Genomic DNA, 13,100 nt, shown 5'->3' with positions numbered 1-13,100 from the left:
AGACTCCTGAAACATAATGGAAAGATGAATAACTCCAGCATACAATCAGAAACAGACAAACCTGAACAGGCAACACTTGCCGTTATACTGGTTTCCGAAACCGCTATCGAGATCGCCCGCCTGATCCGGCGGGAGTTCCCCGAAACGGTTATCTACACAAAGTCCCCTATAGAAGGGTGCGTACAGATATCATCCTTTTCAAAAGGAGTAAAACAACTGTTCCCGACTGTCGATGTACTGGTCTTTATCGGGGCAATGGGCATTTGTGTGCGTAGCATTGCACCCTGTATAAAGAATAAACATACCGATCCGGCAGTCATCAATATCGACAGTACCGGAAAATACGTTATTTCCGTTTTATCAGGGCATGTAGGCGGCGCCAATACCTTTAGCGAACGTTTGGCGCACATTATAGGCGGAGAAGAGATCATCACCACGCAAAGCGACAACACCGGATTGTGGGCGTTGGATACGTTGGACCAGCGTTTCGGATGGATAACACGTACGACTGCCGGCAACTTCAACCATCCGCTCACCACTTTCGTCAACAGGAAACCGACAGCATTGCTGCTCGATATAAAAGATGCCGGTTGTGATTATTTGGAGCGCACCAAACCTGAGCATACTGATATTTTCTATTCCATTGAAAATATTGGCTGGGAAAAATATGAATTATTGATCACCGTCACCCCATTCTTATATCCCGATTCTCCTGTTCCCGTGATTTATTTTCATCCGAGAGTATTGCAGCTGGGGATCGGTTGCCGCAAGTTATGCAGTCCTGCCGGGATAGGTGAATATATTGATCGTTTTCTGTCGGAGAAACATGTGGCGAAAGAGGCGATTGCAGGTATTTCCTCTATCGAACTAAAGAAGGATGAACCACTACTGCAGGACCTTTCCCGACGTTATAATGCCCCTTTGCATATCTACACCGCATCGGAGTTAGAGGGTATCGATGTACCCAATCCATCAGACAAGGTGGTGAGTGTAACATCCGTGCCGAGCGTATCAGAAGCATCGGCATTGAAGGCTTCGGAAATGGGGCTGTTGATCCTGGAGAAACAGAAAGGTGTATTAAGCGAAGGCAATGACTTTACGTTTTCACTGGCCATCAACCGGAGCGTATTGCGCCATGGGCATATTGAAATTGTGGGAGCCGGGCCGGGGGGATCCCGAATTGATTTCGTTGAAAGGGAAATATTTCCTGGAAGATGCTGACCTGATCCTCTATGCCGGAAGCCTTGTTCCCGTGGAACTCACGCACTATGCAAAGAAAGGAGCGACAGTTCGCAGTTCGGCTCCGATGAGCCTCGAAGAGCAATTCGCTATAATGAAAGAATTTTACGATCAGGGTAAACTTATTGTGCGTTTGCATACGGGTGATCCCTGCATTTACGGCGCTATTCAGGAACAGATGGCTTTGTTTGATGCACACGGCATGTCGTATCACATCACTCCCGGTATTTCATCGTTCCAGGCAGCAGCAGCGGCGTTGCAATCGCAATTCACCATTCCCGAGAAAGTACAAACCATCATCCTTACACGCGGAGAAGGGCGCACACCCATGCCCGAAAAGGAAAAGTTGCACCTGCTTGCCCGTTCGCAAAGTACGATGTGTATTTTTCTGAGCGCTGCCATAGCCGAAGATGTGCAAAGGGAGTTACTGGAACATTATCCTCCTACCACCCCTGTAGCAGCCTGTTACAAACTCACTTGGAAAGATGAGCGAATCTATCGCGGAGAATTAAAAGACCTGGCAAAGATTATCCGTGATAACGACCTCACGCTGACGACAATGATTGTGGTAGGTGAAGCTATCGATAACCGCCACGGACTTTCACGGTTGTATGCTGATGAGTTTAAACATCTGTTCAGAAGTTAGTGGGAAGGGAGACGGGGAGATTGAGAAAGATTGAGAAAGATTGAAGAAGATTGAAGAAGATTGAAGAAGATTGATAATAGATTGAAAACAATAATAATATGAAACAAATAACTTCTATCCTAATTGGTTGTCTTTTAATCCTTACCGGATGTAAAGGCAATGCACAGAAAGAAAACAGCAGCTCAAAAAGTATAGATACTTCCGGTGCTGCCGACATACATATCAAATATGCCAGGGGTTTTTCCGTAAAAGATTTCGGGTCATACCGCCTTGTCGATGTGCGGGATCCGTTGGATGAAAGCATTTTGACCTATCATTATGCATTGGTGCCCCGGGGTACCAAACCCGAAGGGATTCCCGATCATTACACTATTATTGAAACGCCTGTGGAACGTGTGATATGTATGACGGCACTGCAAATGTCGAACTTCATTAAGTTGGAACAGACTGATAAAATTGTCGGGATCAATAGCACGCGTTTCCTGTTTAATGAAAAGATCAAACAGCAACTCAAAGAGAACAAGGCAAGCCGTATCGGCATCGAGGGAAACTTCGATAACGAGGTAATTCTTGCCATCAATCCGGATATTATTCTTGTATCGCCATTCAAAAAAGGGGGATATGATGCCATCAGGAACCTGGGCTTCCCGTTGGTCACCTTTCTCGGATACAAAGAAAGTTCCCCATTGGGACAGGCGGAATGGATAAAATTTACGGCCATGCTTTTGGGCATCGAAGAGCAGGCAAACCGTCAATTCGATAAAATCGAAAAGCGTTATGACGAACTCAAGAGTTTGGTGGCCACGGCATCATCCCGTCCTAAAGTATTGAGTGGCGAAATGCATGGCGGAAACTGGTATGTGGTGGGAGGAAAAAGCTATCTGGCGCACCTTTTCGAAGATGCAGGGGCCGATTATTTCATGCAGAATGACAATGAGTCAGGTGGATTTTATGTCGATTTCGAGAGCGTCTACTCACAGGGCGCCAATGCCGACTTCTGGCGGATCGTGAACAGTTTTGACGGAGAGTTCACTTATCAGGCTCTGCAACAAACCGACCCTCGTTATGCCGATTTCAAAGCTTTTAAAGAGAAGCAGATAATCTATTGCAGCCTGCGCAATAAGCCGTTCTACGAAAATACCCCTGTAGAGCCTGAAGTGGTATTGGCCGACCTTATCAAGGCATTTCATCCAGAATTGCTGCCGGATCATACGCCAGTCTATTATGAAGTATTGAAATAGGAATGATTATAACTCTAGTTTCGTATGTATGCAATTAAAACGGAGACATTCAGATGAACCGTAATACGTTTTTTTTCACCCTTATTTTCATTAGTATCATTGTTTTGGTGATGCTCAACCTGGCGTTAGGCACCATTTCTATCCCGCTTGCCGATATATGGAATATTCTGTTGGGGAAAAATGATGAGTCGCAGATCATCTGGCAGAATATTGTCTGGAAGTCACGCTTCCCACAGACTATTACGGCGTTGGTGGCCGGTATGGGATTATCGATCAGCGGTTTACAGATGCAGACGGTTTTTCGCAATCCGTTGGCAGGTCCGTCGGAACTGGGTATCAGTTCCGGAGCAAGTCTGGGGGTAGCTACCATTATATTACTTTCCGGGAGTATCAGCGGCAGGGCGCTGAGCCGTATGGGACTTATGGGAGAAGTAGCCATTACAATAAGCGCTATCATTGGTGCCATGGCTGTGATGGCTATTATACTTGCCATTTCGCAACGCGTACGGGGCAACGTGGTTTTGTTGATTATGGGGGTGATGATCGGTTATATTGCCACAGCAATCATCGGCGTACTGAAATTTTTCAGTAACGATGAAGATGTACGGGCTTATGTGATCTGGGGATTGGGTAGTTTCTCTAAAGTTTCGGGGAATCAGGTACACACATTTGTCATTGTAATGGCAGTATTGATCCCCTTATCTTTCCTGCTCATTAAAACGCTCAACCTGATGCTGCTGGGTGATAATTACGCCCGCAACCTCGGACTGAACGTCAAACGTGCACGATTTACAGTAATCGCCTGTTCCTGTGTACTTACGGCGGTAGTTACAGCCTATTGCGGCCCTATCGTATTTCTCGGGCTGGCTGTTCCGCACCTTTGCCGTACGCTTTTCAACACCTCCAACCATATTGTACTTGTTCCCGCCGTCACGCTTACCGGAGCCGCATTGGCACTCTTCTGCAATCTGGTGGCACGCATGCCGGGCTTTGAAGGGGCGTTACCCATCAACTCGGTTACAGCACTGATTGGAGCACCCATTGTTATTTCAGTCTTGTTTGGAAAACGAAAAAATGAGGTAAATTGATTTGATGATTTACTGATCCCGATAAATCGGGATCAGTAGTGATGATGTGATGATTCAACTGTTCAACAATTCAACGATTAAACAGTTAAACGATTCGATATAAAATAATGACTAAAAGTATTGAACTCCGCGATCTTGCTATTGGCTACAAAAACCGTCAACCAGTAAAAGTAGTGGCTCAACACATCGATGCCAGTATTTTTAGTAGCGAGTTGACCTGCCTGCTGGGAGCCAATGGTATAGGAAAGTCTACCTTATTACGTACTCTTTCGGCATTCCAACCCAAACTGTCAGGAGATGTCTTTATCCACGGACAGGAAATCGGAGCTTATTCCGAAAAAGCACTTGCGAGGCTTATAAGCGTAGTGTTGACTGAAAGGCTCGACATTAAAAATATGAGCGTACATGAGCTTGTCGCACTCGGCAGAAGCCCTTATACCGGTTTTTGGGGCAAACTTACTCCGGAAGATCATAAGGAAATAGATAAAGCGATTTCACTTGTAAAGATAACACATCTCACCCACCGGATGGTACATACGCTCAGTGACGGCGAACGTCAAAAAGCGATGATTGCCAAAGCGCTGGCACAGAACACTCCGGTTATTTTCCTGGACGAACCCACGGCCTTCCTCGATTTCCCCAGCAAAGTGGAGATGATGCAGTTGTTGCACCGTCTTTCACGGGAAACGCAGAAAACCATTTTCCTTTCCACACACGATCTCGAACTGGCACTGCAAATTGCCGATAAGATATGGTTGATGGACGACCGCGCCCGGATCCATGTCGGTACGCCCGAAGACCTTTCGCTTAACGGCGATTTGAGTAACTTCTTTGCCCGCAAAGGTATCCTTTTTGACAAGGATACAGGATTGTTCAGGGTGGAAAATGATTTCGACCGGCAAATACGCCTCGTCGGACACGGACAACGCTATTCCATGATCCGTAAGGCATTGCTGCGTAACCGTATTCTTGCGGAACGCAATGCCCCGTCGTACGACACTATCGAAATAGTGGAGAACCGAATCCTCCTCTCAATCGAAAATCAGCCTCAGATATGGGTTGACACTATCGAGGAACTATTGGAGAAGATGAAGAACTACTATTAATTCAAGGAGTCAATGGTAAACGCAGATATTAAACAACCGACGCAAGCCACTATTCTCATCATCGGTGGCACGACCGAAGGAAGGATTGCTGTGGAGGTATGCGACGAAGCGGGTAAGCCCTATTTTTATTCTACCAAAAACGCCTCCCAACAAATAGATTGTGCACATGGTAAGCGTATTTCGGGCGGATTGGACGAAGAGTCGATGCCCGGTTTCTGCCTTCGACACAACATCCGCCTTATCGTGGATGCAGCCCATCCGTTTGCCGAAAATGTGCATAAGAACATTGGGATAACGGCGCAAAAGTTACAAATCCCTGTGATCCGATTCGAACGGAATTTTCCACCCCCCAATCCGCAATTGCACTGGTTCGACGACTATCATTCGGCTATCCGCTTTCTGGAAGAAAAGAATATCCATAATCTGCTTGCTCTTACGGGAGTGAATACCATTCTCAAACTGAAACCCTATTGGCTAAATCACAGATGTATATTCCGTATTATGAAGCGGAATGAGTCGTTGGCGGTTGTCGAAAAAAACGGATTCCCGCACGAAGATATCCTGTTCTATGAGGATGAACGTGACGAGACTGCACTTTTCCAGCGCCTATCCCCCGGAGCAATCATTACAAAAGAGAGTGGTGAATCGGGTGGCTTTACCGGGAAAATAGACACAGCACTGGCACTCGGTATTCCTGTGCTCGTTATTCGTCGCCCCCCACTACCCTACTTCGCTCATGCAACGATCTATGGCAAGCATGGTTTGCGCAAACAGATTGAAACATTGTCACCCGGTTTTTTCGATCTGAAAACAGGATATACCTCGGGAAGTTGTGCCACGGCTGCTGTCAAAGCAGCACTCACCGCATTGTTATCGGGTATTCCGGTAGAAGATATTACCATTTCACTGCCAAATGACGAACCGGTTACCATCGATATTGTCCGTACAGTTTTTGAGCCGAATGGCAGCGTGACCTGTACTGTATTGAAAGATGCGGGTGATGATCCGGATATAACCAACGGAGCGGAAATATGCGCCAATATCGCTATTAATTCCACACACAGCGGAATACGTTTTTTACAAGGTATAGGCGTAGGAAAAGTAACCCTACCGGGATTGGGACTCGAAATTGGCGGTCCGGCCATCAACGCCATACCTCGTAAAATGATGGAGCGTGAAGCGCAGAAGACACTCGAAAAGTTGTCGGACGATCTCCATATCGGCATCGATATTACCATTTCAGTACCCTGTGGGGAAGAGATTGCCAAAAGGACTTTTAATCCGAAGCTGGGAATTGTGGGCGGCATATCCATCATCGGGACATCGGGAATCGTAAAACCCTATTCCAATGAGGCATTTATCCACTCCATTCGTCGTGAAGCGCAAGTTGCCAAAGCGTTGGGGGTGAAACATCTTATTATTAATTCAGGAGCAAAGAGTGAAAGATACCTGAAATCTCTGTATCCCGATGCTTTGCCACAGGCATTCGTACAGTATGGTAATTTTATCGGTGAAACATTACAGATAGCGGCAGAAGAAAATTTTGAAGAAGTGACACTCGGCATTATGATCGGCAAGGCTGTAAAACTCGCGGAAGGACTGCTGGATACCCACAGTAAAAGATCCGTGATGAACAGGCGTTTTATTCAATCCGTAGCGAGGGAAGCCGGCTGTACAGGAATCACTATTGAGAAAATCGCAGGAATAACGCTTGCCCGTGAACTGTGGCAGATTATTCCGGTATCGGAGAGAGTCTTCTTTCAAGCTTTACTCCATCATTGCCGGAAAGTTTGTGAACCCCTGTTACCCAGTGCCAAATTAACGATATTGCTGATGGATGAAGAGGGATGCGTTTGGAAATAATGCGATTTTCATCTACTTTTGCTTTTATTCATTTATTCAAGTTTCATCAGTTGCATATATTTCGACGGATGAACATACGGAAGTCCAATCATTTATAAAAACAACAAAAGATGATCAGACCTTATATTTTAGCGGAATCGAACTGGAAATCGGTCAAGGATGCCGGTTTTGACCTGGCGATATTGCCCTGGGGCGCTACCGAGGCACACAACTACCATTTACCTTACGCCACGGACAATATTCTGGCGGAAAACATCGCAGCCGAAGCAGCACGGATTGCATGGGAGAAAGGCGCAAGACCGGTCGTACTGCCCAATATACCTTTCGGAGTGAATACCGGACAGTTGGATATCCGGCTCGATATGAATATTTATCCGAGCACACAGTTGATCATCCTGAATGACATTGTGGAAAATCTCAACCGGCATGGTATTAAAAAGTTGGTTATTCTCAATAGTCACGGAGGTAATGATTTCAGGATTATGGCACGTGAACTGGGGGCGAAATATCCGGAGATGTTTATCTGCGTATGCAATTGGTTTCAATGGAAAGGGAGAGATGATTTCTTTGAACACAAAGGCGACCATGCCGATGAGATGGAGACCAGCCTGTTGCTGCATCTCAGGCCGGAATTAGTACTCCCATTGGACGAGGCAGGCGAAGGAAAAGAGAAAAAACATAAGATCGAAGCCTTAAGACAAGGTTGGTTCTGGGCAGAACGACGTTGGTCGCAAGTGACGGAAGATACTGGTATCGGTGATCCTAAAGCGTCGACTGCAGACAAAGGGAAACGATTTTTTGAAACAATTACCGAAAAAGTTGCTGCCGTATTGTTGGAGTTGGCAAAAAACGATGTCGGTAATATGTACGAATAAATATCTGAAAATTACTGGAAGAAGGTTTATCATTCAATTATAAAACAGTTTACGAGCAATATTGAAGTCTAATTTTTTTAAATATTTGCTAAAACCTTTTATCTTTGCACGCAAAAATTAATTTTCACCCAATTCAATGGAGAACAACAAGCAACTCAGCCCCACCTATAAGACCATCGTGGGGGTTCAATTCCTTTTTGTGGCGTTTGGTGCCACGGTACTGGTTCCGTTATTAGTAGGACTTGATCCTTCCACAGCACTGTTTACCGCAGGCGTAGGGACTCTGATCTTTCATTTGGTTACGAAAGGGATGGTCCCTATTTTTTTGGGGAGTAGTTTTGCTTTTATCGCCCCCATTATAAAGGCTACAGAGTTGTACGGCCTGGCCGGAACACTCTCGGGTTTGGTAGCCGTCGGCCTTGTCTATTTCCTGATGAGTGCGTTGGTTAAATGGCAGGGAGTGAAAGTGATTGAGCGTCTTTTCCCGCCGGTAGTTATTGGGCCGGTAATCATGCTGATCGGCCTTTCTTTGGCGGGTGTAGGGGTCGACATGGCGAAGGAGGACTGGTTGCTGGCGGTCATCGCATTGGTGACAGCCATCGTGGTAAGTATGTTTGCCAAAGGCTTGCTGCAGTTGATCCCGATCTTCAGTGGAATTATCGTCGGCTATCTGGCTGCCATGCTGTTGGGCAGGGTTGATTTCTCCGGTATAGCAGAAGCGCCATGGGTCGGCCTGCCACAGTTCGTTAAACCGGAATTCTCCTGGGGAGCCATTCTCTTTATGATACCTGTAGCCATTGCGCCGGTGATTGAACATGTGGGCGATATGTACGCGGTAAGCCAGGTCGCCGGGAAAGATTTCGTAAAAAAGCCAGGGCTACACCGCTCCATGTTTGGCGACGGTATTGCCTGCTGCGTAGCAGGATTCATTGGAGGTCCTCCCGTAACTACCTATTCAGAAGTGACCGGAGCCATGATCCTTACCAAAGTGACCGATCCGGCAGTGATCCGTATCGCAGCGGTTACCGGGATTGTTTTCTCACTGGTGGCTAAAGTAAGTGCATTCCTGAAATCGATACCGGGATCGGTGTTAGGTGGTATTATGCTATTACTTTTCGGTATGATCGCAGCCACGGGTGTAAACAACATGATCCGGAATAAAACCGATATGAGTAACACCCGCAACCTGATCATCGTCTCGCTGACCCTTACCACAGGAATCGGAGGTGCCGTATTGCAGGTAGGCAATATCAGCATGACCGGCATCGGCTTATCAGCCCTTATAGGGGTGATCCTGAACCTGATCCTGCCGAAAAGGAAAGAGAATAAAGAAGTTAAAGAATTATAAAACTATAATTTGCTATCGGCTTTTTCCTTCAATACTCCTTTCACATCATACACTATACCATTCTCACTTAATAGTGATGCAATATCCAAGTTCAGGAAATTATTATGTGCTACCGCAAGTACAACGGCATTATATTTATTGTTTGCTACCACTGGCAGTTTTTCCTTTACCGATTCGATATTGTACTCATGTGCTACTTCCTCCGGATTGGCCCAGGGATCATGCACAGTAACGGTCGCACCGTATTCTTCCAAACTACGAACGACATCAACTACTTTGGTATTTCTCACATCAGGACAGTTTTCCTTAAAAGTAATACCTAATACAAGGATATTGGCTCCTTTGATACTAATCCCTTTTTGGATCATACACTTTATTACCTGCGATGCGACATATTCTCCCATGGTATCATTCGTCCGACGTCCGGCCAGAATAATTTCCGGATGATAGCCGTACTCCTGCGCCTTTTGTGCAAGATAATAAGGATCTACACCAATGCAATGGCCACCCACCAATCCGGGTTTGAATGGCAGAAAATTCCATTTGGTACCTGCTGCTTCCAGCACATCGTGGGTATCAATACCCATACGGTTAAATATTTTGGCTAACTCATTCACAAACGCTATATTGATATCGCGTTGCGAATTCTCGATCACCTTGGCAGCTTCAGCCACTTTAATGGTAGGTGCCAAATGGGTACCGGCAGTAATTACTGATTTATAGAGTTTATCCACTATTTTCCCAATTTCGGGAGTGGAACCGGAAGTCACTTTTTTAATCTTTTCGACCGTGTGCAATTTATCACCCGGGTTAATACGTTCCGGGGAATAGCCTCCGAAGAAATCTTCGTTGAATACTAAACCTGAGGTTTTTTCCACTACGGGAATACAATCCTCTTCCGTTGCGCCCGGATAGACAGTAGATTCATAAATCACGATATCCCCTTTACCGATCACCTTTCCTACCGTTTCACTGGCTTTTACCAGTGGCGTCAGATCGGGGCGATTGTTTCTGTCTACCGGTGTGGGGACAGTGATAATATAGATATTGGCCTCTTTGATATCGTTGAGGTCATAGGAGCAATAAAGTCCGTTACGATGATTGTGGAAAGGATTTTCTTTTACTAAAGTCAACTGGAGTATTTCATCCTCTACTTCTAGGGTTTGATCATGTCCTGTCATCAGCTCATCCACTCTTGGCCGGTTGACATCAAATCCCACCACGGGATATTTAGTAGCAAATAAACGGGCTAAAGGTAATCCGACATAGCCCAGGCCGATCACTGCGATTTTTATTTCTTTGTTCATTTTACTTAAATATAGTTACAGGTTTTTCCAATACCATTGTACGGCTTCTTTCAATCCGTCGCGTATATTGTATCGGGGGTTATATTCTAATAGTTGTTTTGCTTTATCGATATTGGCTAAAGAATGAGGGATATCTCCCGCACGGTTGGATCCGTAACTGGTTTCGATTTTCCGGATAGCATGATCGAACTCACTCAGATATTCTTTCAGATATGCCACTAATTGGTTGAGTGTGGTTCTTTCGCCATAAGCGGTGTTATACACCTGATTGATCGCCTGCGGATTGGTTGTCTCCATCGCCAGCAAATTCATCTGGATCACATTGTCGATATAGGTAAAATCCCGGCTATACTCGCCATCGCCATTGATGACAGGAGACTCATGCTGCATCAGTTTCTTTACAAAGAGTGGTATTACGGCGGCATAAGCGCCATTGGGATCCTGCCGGCGTCCGAACACATTGAAGTAACGTAACCCAATACACTCCATCCCGTAAGTCCTGGCGAAGACATCAGCATAGAGTTCATTCACATATTTGGTGATGGCATAAGGTGAGAGCGGTTTGCCTATCACCTCTTCCACTTTGGGAAGAGAGGGACTGTCACCGTAAGTAGAGGAACTTGCTGCATAGATAAAGCGTTTTACTTTTGCATCACGGGAAGCCACTAACATATTCAAAAAACCGGTCACATTTACTTCATTGGTGGTGACCGGATCTTTAATGGAGCGGGGGACAGAACCCAGAGCTGCCTGATGCAGCACAAAATCTGCTCCGTCTACAGCCTTACGGCAGTCATTCATATTACGGATATCACCTTCTATTAATATGAAATGCGGATTATCCAGATAGGATTGGATATTCTCCCGTTTTCCGGTAGAAAAATTATCGAGACATATTACTCTGTTTCCTAAAGAGAGCAATTCTTCAACTAAGTTTGATCCGATAAAACCGGCACCTCCGGTTACTACAATCTTATGCATATTTTTTATTTCTGTGTTATTTATTACAATGCTTTTTTCAGTTCAAAAATTTACTTTTTACCTTGCTCAATTGGTACAAAATCAGACAATACCTTTTGATATAAATCTACAACTTTTTTTGCTTTTTCGTCCCATGAGAGTTGTTCCTGAAGTGTCTTACAATTCAAGGATAATTCTTCCAACAACGGACGATCGGCATAAAACATATTTAATTGTTCGGCAAAATCAATGATCGATTTTTGAGGATTTGTGAGTGGAATTTTACGGCCTACCGTTTCATTGACAGTAGCCCCAAAGCCACAGGTATCAAAACATAATATTGGCAGACGATTACTTAAAGCCTCTAATACAACGTTAGGATTATCTTCATTTACACTTGTAAAGAAAAAAAGTTGCGCTTCACGCATAGCCTGATGTACGTCAGCAAGAGGCCTGTTACCGTGCCACACTACTTGATCGGAGATATTCAAATCGGCTGCAAGCTGCTTTGCTTCTTTTTCCTGGGCTTCGTTGCCCTGTCCATATACATTTAAAATGATTCGTTTATTATTTGTAGCTGCCAAGGCTTTTAATGCCAATGGTAATTGTTTACGAAAATCGAATTTCCCTACCCACATCACATGAAAATCCTGATTATAGAATCTTTCCGTAGGCACATCGCTCTTCACAAATAAACCGGTTTCCGAAAGAAGTACAGATTCTCTTTTTTTGTGTTTTTTTATTGCGCTGTATGAAACAGGAATAGAACTCATTAATAAATCCGCACGTTTAAACGCTTTATCGATACGGGCATCATACTTCAATTGCAATAGATTGATACTATTTTTGAGGCGATTGAAAAGTTGTAATTTTATATCTGCGCCCTGAAGATAAGCTACAGGAAATTGCTTCAGCCCCCCGATGGGACCCCATACAAAAGGAATATCCTCTATTTTCCACAAATACCCCGGTTCCCTGTAACCAATCATATTGAGTTGGTGCAGGATATCTATTTTTTGCTCAGCAACAATTTGCCTTGCAATTTCCAGCGTTTTCTTTTGCCATTTTTTATAATGAGCGTAGAATCTCCAATCTCCTTGATTCCAGGCCATCTTCCTTATTTTTTCGGATACCGGATTATAATAAAAATGTATATTTTTTCCTTGAGGCAGAGTAGGCAACACTGATTCTATTTCATCCCGAAATTCTCCTTCTGTGATAATATGCACATCACAATGTTTTGCTAAATGAGCGCACATATTCCATCCCGTACCGGGTTCGCTACCCCTAATCGGGGAACAAGCATACGCATTGATAAGGATTTTTAATTTTTTCATATCTTTTTTGTTTGATAAGTTTTCGTTTAATATTGATTGATAGATCCGTACGGCAATGTTTCGGAAAAGGGATTATCAGTATCAAAGCCT

9 protein-coding genes and 1 pseudogene are annotated in these 13,100 nt (G+C 44.7%); 7 read left to right on the top strand and 3 right to left on the bottom strand.

All coding sequences use genetic code 11. The features are described from left to right. Positions 1-24: 24 nt before the first annotated feature. The 7 genes and pseudogenes from cobM to U2P89_RS05570 all read left to right on the top strand — a co-directional run bounded on the left by cobM (position 25) and on the right by U2P89_RS05570 (position 9,406). Positions 25-1,885: pseudogene (cobM, locus tag U2P89_RS05600) on the top strand (precorrin-4 C(11)-methyltransferase). A 98-nt stretch (positions 1,886-1,983) separates the two neighbouring features. Continuing rightward, a complete protein-coding gene (locus tag U2P89_RS05595; RefSeq protein WP_322190858.1) occupies positions 1,984-3,126 on the top strand; it encodes an ABC transporter substrate-binding protein in 1,143 nt (380 codons plus the stop codon). A 53-nt stretch (positions 3,127-3,179) separates the two neighbouring features. After that, complete coding sequence (locus U2P89_RS05590) at positions 3,180-4,214, top strand: iron ABC transporter permease (RefSeq protein WP_092024744.1); 1,035 nt, start codon at positions 3,180-3,182, stop codon at positions 4,212-4,214. A gap of 104 nt (positions 4,215-4,318) precedes the next feature. Then, entirely contained in the window at positions 4,319-5,320 is a 1,002-nt protein-coding gene (locus U2P89_RS05585; protein ID WP_154670990.1) for an ABC transporter ATP-binding protein, read from the top strand. A 12-nt stretch (positions 5,321-5,332) separates the two neighbouring features. Continuing rightward, on the top strand, positions 5,333-7,183 hold the full coding sequence (gene cbiD / locus U2P89_RS05580) for a cobalt-precorrin-5B (C(1))-methyltransferase CbiD (RefSeq protein WP_322190857.1): 1,851 nt from the start codon (positions 5,333-5,335) through the stop codon (positions 7,181-7,183). A 110-nt stretch (positions 7,184-7,293) separates the two neighbouring features. Then, positions 7,294-8,058 (top strand): creatininase family protein, encoded by a 765-nt coding sequence (locus U2P89_RS05575; protein ID WP_322190856.1) that lies wholly within the window; start codon positions 7,294-7,296, stop codon positions 8,056-8,058. 136 nt (positions 8,059-8,194) lie between these two features. Further along, on the top strand, positions 8,195-9,406 hold the full coding sequence (locus U2P89_RS05570; RefSeq protein WP_322190855.1) for a uracil-xanthine permease family protein: 1,212 nt from the start codon (positions 8,195-8,197) through the stop codon (positions 9,404-9,406). 2 nt (positions 9,407-9,408) lie between these two features. Here U2P89_RS05570 and U2P89_RS05565 read toward each other — a convergent pair whose 3' ends face one another. From U2P89_RS05565 to U2P89_RS05555, 3 genes are read right to left on the bottom strand one after another with little or no spacing between them, the layout of a single operon-like run. Continuing rightward, the gene (locus U2P89_RS05565) at positions 9,409-10,713 is read right to left on the bottom strand and encodes a nucleotide sugar dehydrogenase (protein ID WP_322190854.1); all 1,305 of its coding nucleotides are present in this window, start codon (positions 10,711-10,713) and stop codon (positions 9,409-9,411) included. 15 nt (positions 10,714-10,728) lie between these two features. Further along, entirely contained in the window at positions 10,729-11,694 is a 966-nt protein-coding gene (locus U2P89_RS05560) for an SDR family oxidoreductase (protein ID WP_322190853.1), read from the bottom strand. Between the two features lie 50 nt (positions 11,695-11,744). Next, positions 11,745-13,010 carry a glycosyltransferase gene (locus U2P89_RS05555; RefSeq protein ID WP_322190852.1) on the bottom strand — a complete coding sequence of 422 codons (1,266 nt, stop codon included), beginning with the start codon at positions 13,008-13,010 and terminating at the stop codon, positions 11,745-11,747. Between the last annotated feature and the right edge of the window lie 90 nt (positions 13,011-13,100).

Source organism: Proteiniphilum sp. (assembly GCF_034331125.1).
In the GTDB taxonomy this organism is placed as follows: domain Bacteria; phylum Bacteroidota; class Bacteroidia; order Bacteroidales; family Dysgonomonadaceae; genus Proteiniphilum; species Proteiniphilum saccharofermentans.
Note: the sequence above shows the minus strand (reverse complement) of the source record. Positions and strands in the feature narration are given on the sequence as shown.

What these genes read in the sequence shown, in the direction of transcription:
- U2P89_RS05560 (WP_322190853.1), bottom strand. Translation starts at nt 11,694, where the DNA reads ATGCATAAGATTGTAGTAACCGGAGGTGCCGGTTTTATCGGATCAAAC.
- U2P89_RS05555 (WP_322190852.1), bottom strand. Translation starts at nt 13,010, where the DNA reads ATGAAAAAATTAAAAATCCTTATCAATGCGTATGCTTGTTCCCCGATT.
- U2P89_RS05595 (WP_322190858.1), top strand. Translation starts at nt 1,984, where the DNA reads ATGAAACAAATAACTTCTATCCTAATTGGTTGTCTTTTAATCCTTACC.
- cbiD (WP_322190857.1), top strand. Translation starts at nt 5,333, where the DNA reads ATGGTAAACGCAGATATTAAACAACCGACGCAAGCCACTATTCTCATC.
- U2P89_RS05565 (WP_322190854.1), bottom strand. Translation starts at nt 10,713, where the DNA reads ATGAACAAAGAAATAAAAATCGCAGTGATCGGCCTGGGCTATGTCGGA.
- U2P89_RS05570 (WP_322190855.1), top strand. Translation starts at nt 8,195, where the DNA reads ATGGAGAACAACAAGCAACTCAGCCCCACCTATAAGACCATCGTGGGG.
- U2P89_RS05590 (WP_092024744.1), top strand. Translation starts at nt 3,180, where the DNA reads ATGAACCGTAATACGTTTTTTTTCACCCTTATTTTCATTAGTATCATT.
- U2P89_RS05575 (WP_322190856.1), top strand. Translation starts at nt 7,294, where the DNA reads ATGATCAGACCTTATATTTTAGCGGAATCGAACTGGAAATCGGTCAAG.